Below are 15,456 nucleotides of genomic sequence, written 5' to 3'. Positions count from 1 at the left end.
CTCCTATTGTGATGCACGGCAATACGCCGTTGCATTAACGTTCGTGTGAGGTTTAAACAAACTCTCGACCCGTGCTTCCAGGCCAGCTTTTAAGCGCATGGCTTGAATGGCGGAGCCTAAAGCGACTTCGGTATTTAGATTTAAGTTAACTTTTTGTCCGCCTGCGACATCAGGGTTTCTACCGGAGATCTGGCTGTGAAATACCAAATTCCCATCCTGGTACTCGGTTTCGGTTTCCAGCATTTCGTACTGAAAGTTTTTTAACACGTTCATTGTTAATTTCATTTGCGGGTTTAAATCAGCGCTATCACTTAGCGCACTGTGGTACCTGATAACGCCGCTTTCAGTGTTCTTCAATGTACCTTTTATCAGTGTCAGCTCGCCGGCTGCCGATATTCTCAGCGGCTGCTGACCTGTTAAGCGGCCGGTCGTTTCCAGCCCTGTTCCCACTTGTGTTTCCACGATCTCCTTAAGCTTAATATCGTTGAGGTTGAGTATAACTACTTCATCCTTCCCAGCCTGCCAAAATTCTTCCGCTATTGAAATGTTGCCACCAAAAACTGACGCGTCCATCCTCTTAATTGCTAGCGCCGGTTCTTCCTTGGAGGGGATAAGCGTTCCGGAAAAGGTCAAGCCGGTAATGAGTGCACCAATATCTATTGATGCCGCTTTAGCGGTCATATCGTAGTGATAATTAGATTTTGGGCCGCTGGTGCTTAACTGAAGCTGAACCGCCTCCATATTGCCGAGTGCTCCGGATATCTGTGCATTGCTGAGCTGAAATTCAATATGCGGCAATGTATTTTGGTCAAGGTCCCACGCTATGTTTAGATGTAGATTTCCTGCCGTAATATCGGTATTAAGTTGGGGGATATCTAACCAGCGGCTTAAGCTGTTTGTTTCTGAAAACGTATGAGTGGCCTCAAACTTTAGGTCGCTGTAATGCTCAACCGAACCGGAAAGCAACGGTGTTTGGCATTCATTGCGTAGCTCAAATTCAAACTCGGTGGCGGCAGCTTTTGTAAACGCGTTGATAGAATAAGGTGTTTGCGGCGGCGTTAACACTTGTGCGTGAAGAATATACGGAGGCAGCGCGAAGGGTTTGCTCTTATCTCGTTGACGCAGGGCCGCCTTTTGGCTTTCAATGCGAACGTCCAGACGATTGCCATTGGGCAGGATTTGCCCTCGAATGTTTACGGGCGTTATCACTTGAGCGCCTGTTAGGAACTTTTCGGCCTTGAGATTAAATCGAAGTTCATCAACCATCGCCGACGAGTAATTCAGCGCAAATTCCTGAGCGGGCAGCTCAATCGTCGGTTTGAATAACTCGCCAAAACTGCCGGTTAATTTTGCGGCTATTAGCCTTGCACCGTCTTCAACCTCCAATTGTGCGGTGTTTCTGTTCAGCACTAATCGAGCGGGTAGTTTGAGTGTTGAATGCTCAGCTTGAAAAGGTGCTGTAGCCGCCGCTTCCTTCTTATTTTTCGGTTTATCTGTAAGCTGAAGGTTACTGTGTTTAAGCAGCTGGTCAATATCAGCTTCCAATAAAGCATCAAATGCGACCTTAAACTCGGGGTGCGAGGGCCATACACCGTTCCATTCAATCTGCCTGAATGCGTTTGTGGCGATCGGATTTTTGCCAATACGGTATTCGGCAAACAATGTATTGCTTGATTTGAGATGGATGGCTTGCGGTGCTGATTTGAGCTGATCGAGCTGTCCGTTGAGTGTGAATTTGCGTGGTGTTGTAATAAACAGTTGGTGCAATTTACCCTGCACGGGTGTGGCGAACTGTAATAGCGGACCCGGGGAGGCTTCGACAGCGTCAAGATCAATTTGCCATGCACGATTTTGCAGGGTTAACGCGAAATTTGTAGCAAAGTGAGCGCTACTCATGCCTTGTGTTTTATCCCCTGCACGGCCCTCTGCCGCAATCTCTCCCCGAAGTGTCAATTCTGGGGCGTGAATAAAGGTTTCGAGCGCTTGGTCCTTCAGTTCGAATTCAATGTGTGTGTCGGTGCTGCCTGCGATTTTGGTAAACGGCTGGCTCAATTCCAGATGAAGCGGCACGGGCTTGTCCTGTGCCAGCAGAATATCAACGCTGCCGCCAATTACACCCTCTGCGTGCGCAAGCTCCAGCGCAAAATTCAGCAGTGGGGCCGTCTCTCCGGTTTTTGTGAGGCTAAGTTGGGCGCTATTGGTATTGAATAGGTTTGCAGCTAGCTCAAAACTCTCTAGTTGATTATCGATGTTTAAATTGAGGCTGCCATTCAGCGTTACCTTGTCCGGATCGGCGGATAACAACAAGTCTCGGGCATCCAGAAAGTGTCGGCTGTCTGGTTCGCGGCCCTCAAGAACAAAGTGCACGAGCTTAAGTTGAATAGAGGGTAATTGGCTTAGACGCGAAGACGGAAGGTAAGCGGATAATTGTTGCGGCGGGCCTTCGTTTACGGTGTTGGCACTGGCGCTAGTGTTGGCGAGGCTTAAGGTGGAAGAGGCTATTTGAACATCAAAGGCCTTAACGTCCGTGTGTTGGCTCAGGGTTATATCCTCGATAGACAGGCGCCCAATATTATCCACCTGTAATACCGCGCGGTGGAGCGCGATATGTTTCCATCCCACCGTTTGAATCTGCAGCTCTTGAAACGTAATGCCACTGCCGGCGACCAGCCGGTTTGCGAGCCATGGTAGAATCTGTGGCAAAAGTAGCCACGCCATCACCAGAAAGAGCAGTATTAGGGGTAAAGCCCATTTTAAGATGCGTCGCACCTTCAATTCCTTAAACTGTGCCAGGGCTGGAATCATACACTCCAAACCAGAGGCTTATCAAAGGGCCTGAATAACGGGTGATCGGAAAGCTCTACCCGTTTTACGGGTTTCTGTATGGTGACTCCCAGTGGCCTCGGCTTTGGCAAATGTTATTTTTTGTACATGACTGAGAAATACTAGGGCGATGCTTTTCCCTCGAGGGGGCGTGGTGGGGCAGGAGCAGAATAGTGGGGTTAAATCAAAAATTGTTCTTACTTGCTTGAACTATGGCCTACTAATGCTATCTTAGATCGCACAACCTTAATGGAACCTGTCCATGCCGCCATCATTTTTCAGCTGTAAACGCCAAGTTTGGGTGTTTGTCGTGCTACTGGTCTACTCGATCCAGTCGTTCGCATCGGTTGCTGGTGTGGCAATGATGCATGATGAGTCGCAGGCAGTTTCCCGCTCTGGCTGCCACTCCGACGATATGAGTCGCGGCTCTGGTGTTCATATGGAAGAGCTGCCTGGCCAGAATGTAAGCCCCCATGTAATAGGCAAATTGTTTAAAACCGATTTTATGGATTGCTGCGACGAGGATTGCGATATGGCGGCTTGTCATGCCGGTGGGGCAATCCCCGAGCAGATCTCAGACCTCGCTTTCGCGCGTGCTAGAAATGAATCGTTCCGCTACACCAACGCCCCTCCTTCTGCGATTGTTGAGTCTCAATATCGCCCACCTATACTCGGCTAATACAGGATTGGTCCGTCTGTAAGACGGCGTTTTGTTAGCTGAGGGCATAAAAATCCCTCTAAGTTTCCACTCTCTCTGGCGTCTTTAGCCGAGAAAATTTTTCGAGGGCGTTCTTGTGAACGATTTAACCAAAAGTCTAAACACTATAATGCTCCGGCCCCTGGGCGCAGTGATCATTTTACTTGCCTGCATCGTTGGGACCGACGCTGTTGCTAAAGAGTATTCTTTGACAGAGGCTATTCAGAATGCCCAGGCGAACGACCCGTGGCTCAGCGGCAGCCGCTTTCGCCAGGCAAATCTCGAGGCGCTAAGTGCCAGTGCTGGCACGCTACCGGATCCAACCGTGAGTGTGGGAATGGCCAATGTTCCTATCGACAGTTTTGATTTTACCCAGGAAGGTATGACTCAGTTCAAAGTGGGTGTGAGCCAAATGTTTCCTCGCGGAAAAACCCTATCGTTGCGACAGGAAAAACTCGAAATGCTCAGCCGGGCACAACCTTTTGTGCGCGAAAATAGAAAGGCCAGTACCGCTGTGGTTGTAGCAGGCCACTGGCTAGAGGTGTTTCGTCGGCAAAAGACCATCGCGCTAATTAAACAGGAGAGGGGACTTTTTGAGCATCTTGTAGATGTGGCGCAATCGAGTTATACCACGGCATCGGGTCGCACTCGTCAGCAGGATTTTGTGCGGGCGCAATTGGAACTTACCCGTTTGGAGGATCGGCTGACGACGCTGCAACAGCAGAGAGAAATGCAGTTGGCGATGCTAGGCGAATGGCTCGTTAGTGATGGGTCTATGAATGACCGTTACGATTTGGCTATTAAAATGCCAGAAAAAGTGGAGCTGGGCACACCCATGTCTGATCTTGTGGGGGCGCCAGACAGCTCGTCAAAACGCGAGCGTCTGGCCGAAGTGTTAAGCGAACACCCCAAAATCAAGAGCATTGACCAAAAAGTAAGTGCGGGTGAATCCGGGGTGACGCTGGCGAAGCAAAGCTATAAGCCTCAGTGGGGGGTGAATGCGAGCTACGGTATGCGCGATACCGATCCAATGGGTAATGATCGATCTAATTTTCTGTCTGTAGGCGTCAGTTTTGACGTCCCCCTCTTCACTGGCAAACGTCAAGACAAGCAGGTGCAGGCGGCGACGGCAGAAAAGGAGGCTGTTAAAACAGAGCGTGCATTGGCTTTACGCCAATTAAGGTCAGGCTTCGCTGCGGCAGAAGTTAATTATATTCGCCTGAATGATCGCAAAACACTCTTTGATACTCGATTACTTAAAGAGATGTCCGAACAGGCTGAAGCGTCCCTAACTGCCTACACCAATGATAATGGTGATTTTTCCGAAGTCGTGCGTGCGCGTATAAGTGAGCTCAATGCGAAAATTGATGCGCTAAATATAGAGGTTGATATTCAAAAAGCCATAGCTCAACTCAATTACTTTTTGGTTGCCAAATACGAGAAAACTACATTTGAAGCAGCAGCGTTGCCTAAGGTTGCGAGCGTTTCTGTTGGAGATGAAAATGAATAAGTCACATTCTATTAAGCCGGTAACACTTTTCGCAGCCGTTGGCGGATTGATTGTCGGAGCAGCGCTAACGTTATTATTATCTAACGGAGGTCAGCGAGGTGGTGAGCGCGCCAGTGTTGACAAAAAACCATTGTATTGGGTGGCGCCAATGGACCCGAACTATCGTAGAGATAAACCTGGCCTTTCGCCGATGGGGATGGATTTAATACCCGTCTACGATGAAGGCTCCAATGCAAACGATGCTGGTCCGGGGACAATCTATATTTCTCCCGACGTTATTAATAATCTTGGCGTTAGAACAGGGCTGGCTGTTCGCAAGCCACTTCATACCGAAATTGTTACGGTCGGCTATGTCCAATATGACGAAAACAAACTGATTCATATTCATCCTCGCGTTTCTGGCTGGGTCGAGAAACTTTTCGTTAAGGCAGCGGGTGACCCGGTAGAAAAAGGCACGCCCTTATATTCGCTGTATTCTCCTGAATTAGTTAACGCGCAAGAAGAGTTGGTTCTTGCGGTAAACCGTAAAAACTCTCGCTTAATTCAAGCGTCGGAAAATCGACTAAAGGCCCTTCAAATATCTGGAAAATTTGTTCAGGAATTAAAACGTACGCTCAAGATACAGCAGACGATAGATTTCTACGCACCGCAAAGTGGCGTGGTTGATAATCTGAATATTCGCGAAGGATTTTTTGTTCAGCCGGGAACCACGATGTTCAGTATTGGCGCGCTTGATAAGGTTTGGATCGAGGCTGAGATATTTGAACGTCAGGCATCACTGGTAAAGGTGAGCGATCCCGTTACGATGACATTGGATTACCTGCCTGGTAGGGCTTGGAATGGGAAAGTGGAATATATTTACCCAACACTGGACAGTAAAACACGCACAGTACGCATTCGTTTAAGCTTCGAAAATACTCAGCGTGAACTCAAACCCAATATGTTTGCGCAAATTTCCGTGCACACCAATAGCGAAGAGCAGCTACTTGTTATTCCGCGTGAAGCTTTGATTCGAACAGGGAGTCAGGATCGGGTGGTTCTTGCGCTGGGGGACGGTAGCTTTAAATCGGTAGCCGTTAAGGTCGGGCGCTCGGATCAAACTGTTGCAGAAATAATTGACGGGCTGAAGGAGGGAGAGAAAGTGGTAACTTCTGCGCAATTCCTGCTTGATTCTGAATCGAGCAAAAATTCTGATTTCAAACGAATGCATCACGCAGACGATCAGCCCGCTTCGGTGTGGGTCGAGGGTGAAATCAAAAGCGTTATGGTCGACAACCGTATGGTGACAGCAAGTCACGAGGAAATAGCCGACTGGGATTGGCCTTCCATGACAATGAATTTTTCAGTGAATTCAAACGTTGAGTTTGAAACGCTGACGTCGGGAACGACCCTGCATATGGAAATTAGTAAATTGGATAACGGAAGTTATGAAATTTCTGGTGTTCATATTTTGAGCCAAGGCGTCGCTGAAGGTGAGCTTGATCATGCGCGAAGGGATCAAAAAGAGATGAATCATGCAGAGATGGACCATTCTCAAATGGATCACTCCAACCACGGTTCGCACCAGGGGGAGGAGTAAACCATGATCGAATCTATTATTCGGTGGTCGGTCGGCAATCGTTTTTTTGTATTGCTTGCAGCTTTTGCTATTGCAGGCTTCGGTTTGTTTTCGTTGAAAAATACGCCTGTGGATGCCATTCCTGATTTGTCCGACGTGCAGGTGATTATTAAAACGTCCTACCCCGGGCAGGCACCACAAGTTGTCCAAGACCAAGTCACCTACCCTTTAACTACCGCTATGTTATCTGTCCCGGGAGCCGTTACGGTAAGGGGCTATTCTTTTTTTGGCGACTCTTATGTATACGTCATCTTCGATGATGATACCGATCTATATTGGGCCAGAAGCCGTGTTTTGGAGTACCTGAGTCAGGTCGCACCGTCTTTGCCCGACGCGGCCAAGCCGCAGCTGGGGCCCGACGCAACGGGTGTGGGCTGGGTATACATCTATTCCTTGATCGATAAAACGGGGAAAAATGATATCAGCCAGTTGCGAAGCTTGCAGGATTGGTTTCTAAAATACGAATTACAGACCGTGCCAGGTGTATCTGAAGTTGCCGCTGTTGGCGGTATGGTGAAACAATATCAAGTTACGGTGAACCCAGAGAAACTGCGCGCTTTTAATATCCCCCTTTCGCATATTCAGTTGGCGATCAAACGCGCAAACCAAGAGGTCGGTGCCTCTGTTGTGGAAATGGCGGAAGCTGAGTACATGGTGCGCGCGACGGGCTACCTAAAAAGTACCGAAGATTTGGCTAATATCCCTCTTGGTGTAAACGAAAACGGTACGCCGCTTTTGTTAAAAGATGTAGCCGATATTGGTTTAGGCCCTCAAATGCGTCGAGGTATTGCCGATCTAAATGGTGAAGGTGAAACCGTCGGAGGCGTGGTGGTAATGCGCTTTGGCGAAAACGCACAAACAACGATTGATGCCGTTAAAACTAAACTGGAAGAATTAAAAAAAGGTTTGCCGGACGGAGTAGAGATCGTAACCGTCTATGATCGGTCTGGTTTAATTGAACGCGCAGTAGACAACCTATGGCGAAAATTGCTAGAAGAATTCGTAGTGGTTGCACTGGTATGTATGGTTTTTTTGTTTCATGTGCGCTCGTCACTGGTAGCCATTATCAGTTTGCCTATGGGCATACTTACCGCGTTTATCATCATGCATGCACAGGGGATTAATGCCAATATTATGTCCCTTGGTGGGATTGCGATTGCGATTGGCGCCATGATTGATGGCGCGATTGTGATGATTGAAAATATGCATAAGCATATGGAGCAGACGCCGCTCACCAAGGAAAATCGCTGGCGCGTTGTGGCTGAATCCGCTTCCGAAATTGGGCCAGCACTATTTTTTAGTTTGCTAATTATCACCGTCAGTTTTGTTCCGGTATTTACACTCGAGGCACAGGAAGGGCGGATGTTCAGCCCGCTGGCCTATACCAAAACCTATGCTATGGCGGCATCGGCGGCACTGGCTATTACGCTTGTGCCAGTTTTGATGGGCTACTTTATTCGAGGGCGAGTGCTACCTGAAAATAAAAATCCCATCAACCGGCTACTTATATCGGGGTATATGCCATGCCTTAAAAAGGCCCTCGATTACCCCAAAACAATATTGCTGATAGCACTGATTTTATTGTCTACTATTGCTATTCCACTAGGGAAAATAGGCAGCGAATTTATTCCACCCTTGGATGAAGGTGATTTAATGTATATGCCTACCACCTATCCAGGTATTTCCATCGGTAAGGCGCGAGAGCTTTTACAGCAAACAGACAAGCTAATCGCGACTGTACCTGAGGTTGAAACCGTTTTTGGGAAAATTGGTAGGGCGGATACGGCAACTGACCCTGCGCCGCTGACAATGATCGAAACCTTTATCCAATTAAAACCGCGAACAGAATGGCGGGACGGCCTTACTACCGAGAGCCTTAAAAAAGAATTTGACGCACTGGTTAAGCTGCCCGGGGTCACAAACGCCTGGGTTATGCCGATTAAAACACGAACCGATATGTTGGCCACGGGAATTAAAACGCCCGTAGGCATTAAAGTCGCGGGCCCGGATTTAGCGGTTATTCAGGAAATAGGTAAGCAGCTGGAAAATATTTTAGAAAAAGTAGAAGGTACTGCGTCTGTCTACTCCGAACGTGTAGCGGGTGGTCGCTATTTGAATGTGGATATCGACAGGGCAAAAGCTGCACGCTTCGGCCTGAACATTTCCGATGTGCAACAGGTTATTGCTTCGGCAATTGGCGGTATGAACATAACACATACTGTGGAGGGGTTGGAGCGCTATCCTGTCAATATTCGTTACCCGCAATCGTATAGGGATTCGCCAGAGCAGCTCGCCCTTTTGCCTATCGTGACGGCCCGTGGAGAGCGCATTGCATTAGCCGATGTGGCTGAAGTGAAAATTGAAGATGGCCCTCCGGGCATCAAAAGCGAAAACGCGCGAATTAACGGCTGGACCTTTGTCGATATAGACGGTATTGATATTGGTTCTTACGTCGAAAATGCGCAGAAAGTGGTATCCGAACAGATAAAACTTCCGGCGGGGTATTCTATCGGTTGGTCTGGGCAGTACGAATATATGCAGCGAGCAAAAGCCAAACTCAATTATGTTATTCCTCTCACCCTGGCGATCATTGCCCTCCTGCTGTATATGAACTTCAGAAGTTTTATCGAAGTGGCCATCCTGATGGGAACATTACCGTTGGCACTGATAGGCAGTATCTGGTTAATGTACTGGCAAGGGTTTAATTTTTCTATCGCAGTCGGTGTCGGCTTTATCGCATTAGCAGGTGTCGCGGTCGAGATAGGCGTAATTATGCTGGTCTATCTTAATCAGTCTTTTCGACAGTTGCTGGAAAATAATCGCAGCGCGTCTAAAGAGTTAACAGAAAGAGATATACAGCAGGCAGTCATTAATGGCGCAGCACTAAGAGTAAGGCCCGTCTTAATGACGACGAGTGCAACCATCGTCGGGCTACTTCCCATTATGTATGGTGGCGGAACCGGATCGGAGGTTATGCAAAGGCTGGCCGCGCCTATGGTAGGAGGAATGGTAAGCGCGCTATTTCTATCACTGTTAGTCTTGCCTTCAATCTATTATCTCTGGAAATCGAGGGCAATTAAAAGTGTGTAGCACGAACCTTAACAGAGCGCAGTGAGAATGGAATAGAGAGGGTAGGGCGCACAGCTTACACTCTTGATTTCAGAGGGGGGGAAGTTTGGAGTTGGTCACTAAAGAGCATGTACCTTTAGGCAAAATATATATTGTCCATCTTTGCTTATATTCCTAGCAGTCGGAAGCTTGCGTTGCATAATAATGGGCAATAATCGGGTACATTCAATGGAACTCCATTTTCTAGAGGGTTAGTCAAGAATTATCGGCCCGCAATGAAGTTTAAACTGCTGGCGACGATTGTTGCTTTCATTGTGCTTGTAATGTGTTATAGCAACAGTTTTTCAGAGGTTTCCTACGCCCCCTCCGTCGTTCCGCTTGGTTTTTTATCGTAGCGGCGGTTTTTCTATGGTATTAAGTGTTATCGCCTGTTTACGTAAGATAGCGAGTTAGTCGATGGAGACCTATTCTCTGTTTCCGGAAGGAAAGCTAAGTGTAGGTTTCAGCCGGCACAGCGTTTAAAACAACTTAAAAAGCTTGGGTGTTTCAAGTAAAACAATCGTAGCGCTTCTGTCGGGAAAGCGAATACAGTTAAACGTCGGTGTCAGTTTGTCGGTGGCAAAAAATACGACAGAAAACTGCATAGCTGTGGTTTGGTCGTGGGGCTTCACGTCGCGCTATACCGAGGAAAATGGTGCATCGAGACATTATATCGTACGAGCTTCCCCATAAATATATCTGGCCGCATCATAATGCGTTGCACAAATACGGCTTTATTGAGTTTTAGTTGAACTCTCGACGTAGGTAGCGCTGATGAAGTCCAAATATATTTGGACTTCAAGGTTTCCTTTTATCTCGCCAAGAACCGATTTATTGGATGGGAAACTCTTGTTTTCGGTAAAGCGTTTTTTTCTGGATTGTTGTGTACGAGTTCACAGATAGTATTTCGAGGTATATGATCGAAACACACAATATTTGACAATAATGCGGCAGCCCGTGGATACAAGCCAATGACACGTTACCAGCTAATATGTGATAGCGTTACTGTTTTGGAGGTGGCTATCGCCACCTCCATGGGCTTGGCGGCGGTAAAATAGTGCGATGTGGGTAGGCTCGATAATACGTCGTTTTGCAGTGACGATTTTCAAAGATCGAAATTGTAGAATAGATGCTGCGAGGTTTTATGGGGGGGGATAGTAAGCCAGTCACCGCCGACTAACGTTTAAACCAATCATATGTCGGCTTTTATCAGCTGGAAAAGCATCCGGCGATGCTTCTCCAGCTTACGTAAAGCTTATACCGTTTAGAACTTTATTCCTATTGATAAAGAAACCGTTTGGATTTCGAGCTTTTGCTTTATTGTGTATTCATATTGGATGTTTTCTAGCTCGCCCTTCTCTGAATTCGTCCACTCTAGTGGGTAAATCGCGTACTCTAGCCCCACATACATTTTCTCGTTAAAGCTGTATTCTCCGCCTACTGCATAGTATATGTCTTGCCCGTCCTCGTTGCTTCTATACGTTTCGCCGGGAGTAGACGAGTCTGTTGATTTACTGTCTATCCCCCAGTTTGCCAGTCCGATCCGCCCATTGACCGAAAAATCTGATGATATTGGGTAAGCGCCTTTCACACCAAAAAGTATTGCGTCAGTTTTGATTTTGTCGTTTATCGTATCGTCAAAGTCGTCAATATATTCAGACTCCGATTCTCCAAAATCACGGTAGCCAAATTCAATGCCTATATAGCTATTGAATGTGTAAGTTCCTCTAAGGCCATATATTGCGGTATTGTCAATGTTTGGAACTTCGATCTTTTCTGAAAATATTTCGTCGTCGAAAGTTCCGGAAATTCCAGATGATAGGTCAAAAGAACCATTTCCCAATAGGAACTCCGCAGACCATTTCCCTTCAGCAAAAGCTGTTTTTGATACAATCGATAGGCAAAGAAAAAATAATACTTTATTCATAGAAACTCCATTTTGCTGTTCTCATTGATGCACCAAACCACAGAACAACGATATGGTCAGGTGAGATGAAATGCACAAGACGCATCTCAGTATTCGATATTAAAATATTACGTTGTTGTATGATCTAAGCACTTGATTTATTTTTTTGAGTAAAACAGAGCGGAGTATAATACGTTAGTTTTCCGGGCAAGAGTAAAAATTGAATCTTGTGTGGTTTTTTTGATTTACTTAAAGAACCTCACATGAAAAAATAGTATTAAAAGGGAGAGCGGAAACCTTACGAGATGCGCAAGGCAATATTTTTTTGGCTGTTTTGAACTTTACATTAGTTCGTGGTTAACGAGGTATGCGCGAACTATATTCCAACTAACCTCACTAGAGGTGTACGCCCACAGATAAATATGGGTGAGGTATGCACGCCGCTCTCTCTATTCGTTTAGATTAAATAAACCTACCCAACCTTTTTGGAAAAAGCAGTAGCCGGGTTGAGAAAGTGAACTGTCCCTTTTTCGGGAGATTTGAATAAAATATTTTATTAATCGCGCGACAGGAAAGATACTAAATAGTGTGCCGAGCAGTTCTATGCAACAAATACAACCTTGTCTCCGCTGAGAGGGTCGATTTGACTCAGTTCCACAACGTCGGCCGAGTGACGGTCACGATCATAAACAAGGTTGTTAGTATAATCAACGCTGTGTGGAGTGGATACCGGAAAACGATCACTAGTGCTCAAACGTTTAATTACGCGCCAATATCAGCAGTACTTAATCCATCTTGGTTAATTCTAGATTGTAAAATGTAATCTTGTCTTTAACGTTTACCATACTGTAGTTTCTGGTTTGCGCGCAACTCCGTGCGACAGCCTCAGAGCCTGATAGTGGCTTTATGCGGTTAGGATCAATACAACCTTACAGCTGTCGATGTATTAACTCGCTTGCCCTAATCTTCCAAATTACTTCCCCTAAATGCATCTAACGCTTTTTGAGGGGTTCTTGCCGCTGAAAAACCATTTTTGAATAAGCGTGTTTTTTCGGGTGACAAATAATTCTCTATGCTTATAATCGAGCCAAACTGGGTAATACTTAGGTGCTACTTATATGCGAATTATTGTAATGCTATTGTGTGTGTTTGTGCTGGGTTGTACGACAGCTGGCACCCAAGTAACCTGTTCTCAGCCTGGTGACGTGATCAAGCAAGCCGTTGTCCAGATCCGATCCGGTGACTATGGATTCGGTAGCGGTGTTGTTATTGGCGACAACATGGTCATAACTGTCGCACATACAATCGATAAGGATGAAAGTGTCTACGTTCATATTGATGGTGAGGACAGAGCTGCAAGTATTCTCTCCATCGACAAAAATAATGATTTGGCACTATTATCCGTCGATACAAAACACCTTAAACCTGTTCAACTCAAGCGCAACGCTTTACAGGCAGATGAGATGGTCTGGGTGCTTGGCTACCCTTTAGCTTCCTCTCAAAAGCTATCGCTAGGTTTATACAAAGAAAAAATGAACGGTAGGCTGTATACAACGAGCCATGTTAATCACGGTACTTCCGGCGGCGGTTTATTAGCTTGTGACCGAGGGCAATATTCACTTGCAGGTGTTGTTCACGGATTCGTTGCGCGTATTGATGGCGGTGACTACGTCAACATTGGCGACTCCACGTCCGTGCCAGCTAACATTATTGAAGAGTTTATTTGGGAAAACACTAATCGTCTTGCCAGCACCTACCCCTGACGCACCCCATTCAATTTGTTAAATAATGGATAAGAAAAGGCCCTTCTCGTTAGAGGCGGGCCTATGATTACGTTTTTTCAAGCGCGGGTGCGGAGAAAACTACAGTAAATTGAGATGCCTAATCGTTTCCATATTGATATATCGATCCTGTGGTAAATCATTCTCTGCCTGATAGGCATTAATGGCCTTGATAGTGTCGCGTCCGATTACACCGTCTACCGCGCCAGCATTAAAGCCTTTTTCGTTTAAAGTTCGCTGCAAATTGGTGACTAGAACTGGGGTCGCGTTAGTATCACAAAGGATTGAGCGCCATTCCATTTTTCCTTCATCTTCAAGTTTTCGATATTCTACTGTTTCGTAAGTTGCCGGAATAACATCCTTCATTTCATGCGCTTCACTAATAAGCTTGTTCACCTTCTTGGTCTCGTAAACTGCGGGTATCTCGACGGTTTGAGTGCTTGCAGGAGTCAAAAGAACCCTCCTCTGAACCGTTTTAAATTGCGCAGGTTTTTCAGTGAGACAAATCTGGTTACCCGTTCTGCTCGCCTTGGTCATGCTCATATCATGAATTTCATGCCAGTGGAATTGCGGCCCTCCGGCACTTTCATGGTAAGTAATGGTTTCATACTTAGCAGGAATCTCGATCTTATTCTCCGAAGCGGGTATCACAAGCTCCTTAACTTTGACGGTCTCATATTCAGCGGGTATCACTTTTGTCTCTATCCGAGCTGGCGAAATAACACGCTTACTGCTAATGGTTTTGTATGTCGCTGGAACTTCAACCAAACACATAATTTCGCCAGTTGCGTCGTTCATGCGTTGGACAGGGCCTGCGCCTTTCTTCCATGAGGTATGTGCAGGGCGGTCAACCACCTGCTCAGAGAATGTTTCATAACGCGCTGGAATTTCGGCAATTTGCGTCGAAGCTTCTTTGATCAAACGTTGCTTTTCAACCCATTGATACTCAGCTGAAGCCGTTTCAATACGGAAGCTGGCAGGCTCTATTTCGACGCGCTTGGATACTGCTTTCATCTCTGCAGGTGTTACATGTTCGTGATAACACACGCCGGGCTCAGCGGACTCGATATTCACTCCTGATGCTTGCGCCGAGCGTAATAATTCTTCACTCACGGGCTTGCCATTAGAGAGCTTGCTCATCCATGTACGTTGATGGTCGGAAATCTGAATCTTTTCGCTTACAGAATCATAACTAGCGGGAATTTCAACAAGTTTTGTAGATGCCTGCTGAACCAAAACAGGCTCCTCGACCCATTCATACCGTGCTGGAATTACCTCAAATTTCTCCGATTTTTCTCGTGTAACAATTTTCTTGGTGTGTGTTGAATACGTCGGCTCGACCCAAACTCTCGCGTAACACTCTCCCGGCTTCGCATTAGGTGGTAGCATCGAATTGCCTTCCAGTGCTTGAGCAGGCTGAGCGCTGTTCTCATAGGTCGACTGTAAATCCTGTTCCGATTGGAGTACTACTTGTGCTTCGTTTGAATCGACTGTGCGATTCCCCGTGTGTGTTGCGCTTGCGGTGGATTTGTCGTTGCTTGCACAGCTAGACAAGCTTGCTGCCAGTGCGATCAGCGTAAGTGTAAATAACCTAGTCATAATGACCTCCTTGTAGGCTTTAAATAAATTTAATCAGAGAGAGAAAATAAAAATATTGGGTAAGAGATAAAACTAAAATAATGACATTATTCGTGACGAAAACGAGCCGGATTTCACATGCTACTCCTTGTTGAGCAATTGAAATTTGGGTTACATATGGGGCAAAGTCGTCTCGGTGTAACGATGAATGCTGAAAATAGGCCAATAACCAAAAATTATAAAAGCCAAATAAATTATTATATTGCACAAGAGTAAAATGTAAGCACAAAGCTTAGACCAGTGCCCACAAATTTCCATACGCATCCACACCACATTTAAAAAAATGGCGTAATTAATTTCTATAGCATCTAAATTCTCTTGGGGAGTTAGGTGTCAGTTACGCTTGTGCGCCCATTCGCCGTCTTAGGATAGACC

8 protein-coding genes are annotated in these 15,456 nt (G+C 46.3%); 5 read left to right on the top strand and 3 right to left on the bottom strand.

Annotated features, from left to right (window positions below; all coding sequences use genetic code 11):
* Positions 1 to 3: 3 nt before the first annotated feature.
* A complete protein-coding gene (locus H5715_RS11775; RefSeq protein ID WP_075187729.1) occupies positions 4 to 2,805 on the bottom strand; it encodes an intermembrane phospholipid transport protein YdbH family protein in 2,802 nt (933 codons plus the stop codon).
* Between the two features lie 280 nt (positions 2,806 to 3,085).
* Between H5715_RS11775 and H5715_RS11770 the strand changes: the two genes are divergently transcribed.
* From H5715_RS11770 to H5715_RS11755, 4 genes are all read left to right on the top strand, one after another.
* Positions 3,086 to 3,502: a hypothetical protein gene (locus H5715_RS11770; protein ID WP_075187728.1), complete on the top strand. Its 417-nt coding sequence runs from the start codon at positions 3,086 to 3,088 to the stop codon at positions 3,500 to 3,502.
* A 115-nt stretch (positions 3,503 to 3,617) separates the two neighbouring features.
* Complete coding sequence (locus H5715_RS11765) at positions 3,618 to 5,030, top strand: TolC family protein (protein WP_246434522.1); 1,413 nt, start codon at positions 3,618 to 3,620, stop codon at positions 5,028 to 5,030.
* Positions 5,023 to 6,609 carry an efflux RND transporter periplasmic adaptor subunit gene (locus H5715_RS11760; RefSeq protein ID WP_075187727.1) on the top strand — a complete coding sequence of 529 codons (1,587 nt, stop codon included), beginning with the start codon at positions 5,023 to 5,025 and terminating at the stop codon, positions 6,607 to 6,609. The genes H5715_RS11765 and H5715_RS11760 overlap by 8 nt, the downstream gene beginning before the upstream one ends.
* Before the next feature lie 3 nt (positions 6,610 to 6,612).
* Positions 6,613 to 9,738, top strand: a complete 3,126-nt coding sequence (locus tag H5715_RS11755; protein ID WP_075187726.1) for an efflux RND transporter permease subunit — start codon at positions 6,613 to 6,615, stop codon at positions 9,736 to 9,738.
* Between the two features lie 1,282 nt (positions 9,739 to 11,020).
* Here the strand turns inward: H5715_RS11755 and H5715_RS11750 are convergent.
* A complete protein-coding gene (locus H5715_RS11750; protein WP_075187725.1) occupies positions 11,021 to 11,683 on the bottom strand; it encodes an outer membrane beta-barrel protein in 663 nt (220 codons plus the stop codon).
* Between the two features lie 1,097 nt (positions 11,684 to 12,780).
* Between H5715_RS11750 and H5715_RS11745 the strand changes: the two genes are divergently transcribed.
* Positions 12,781 to 13,425, top strand: a complete 645-nt coding sequence (locus tag H5715_RS11745; protein ID WP_075187724.1) for a S1 family peptidase — start codon at positions 12,781 to 12,783, stop codon at positions 13,423 to 13,425.
* 99 nt (positions 13,426 to 13,524) lie between these two features.
* Here the strand turns inward: H5715_RS11745 and H5715_RS11740 are convergent, their stop codons facing one another.
* Complete coding sequence (locus tag H5715_RS11740; protein WP_083608232.1) at positions 13,525 to 15,042, bottom strand: peptidoglycan-binding domain-containing protein; 1,518 nt, start codon at positions 15,040 to 15,042, stop codon at positions 13,525 to 13,527.
* Positions 15,043 to 15,456 lie beyond the last annotated feature (414 nt).

This window comes from Teredinibacter haidensis (assembly GCF_014211975.1).
Taxonomy (GTDB): Bacteria; Pseudomonadota; Gammaproteobacteria; order Pseudomonadales; family Cellvibrionaceae; genus Teredinibacter; species Teredinibacter haidensis.
The sequence above is the reverse complement of the archived record's forward strand: the minus strand, read 5'-3'. Positions and strand labels throughout refer to the sequence as shown.

Bases quoted from the DNA above. Each gene is read 5' to 3' on its own strand.
- H5715_RS11770 (WP_075187728.1), top strand. From the start codon at position 3,086: ATGCCGCCATCATTTTTCAGCTGTAAACGCCAAGTTTGGGTGTTTGTC.
- H5715_RS11775 (WP_075187729.1), bottom strand. From the start codon at position 2,805: ATGATTCCAGCCCTGGCACAGTTTAAGGAATTGAAGGTGCGACGCATC.
- H5715_RS11740 (WP_083608232.1), bottom strand. From the start codon at position 15,042: ATGACTAGGTTATTTACACTTACGCTGATCGCACTGGCAGCAAGCTTG.
- H5715_RS11750 (WP_075187725.1), bottom strand. From the start codon at position 11,683: ATGAATAAAGTATTATTTTTTCTTTGCCTATCGATTGTATCAAAAACA.
- H5715_RS11755 (WP_075187726.1), top strand. From the start codon at position 6,613: ATGATCGAATCTATTATTCGGTGGTCGGTCGGCAATCGTTTTTTTGTA.
- H5715_RS11760 (WP_075187727.1), top strand. From the start codon at position 5,023: ATGAATAAGTCACATTCTATTAAGCCGGTAACACTTTTCGCAGCCGTT.
- H5715_RS11745 (WP_075187724.1), top strand. From the start codon at position 12,781: ATGCGAATTATTGTAATGCTATTGTGTGTGTTTGTGCTGGGTTGTACG.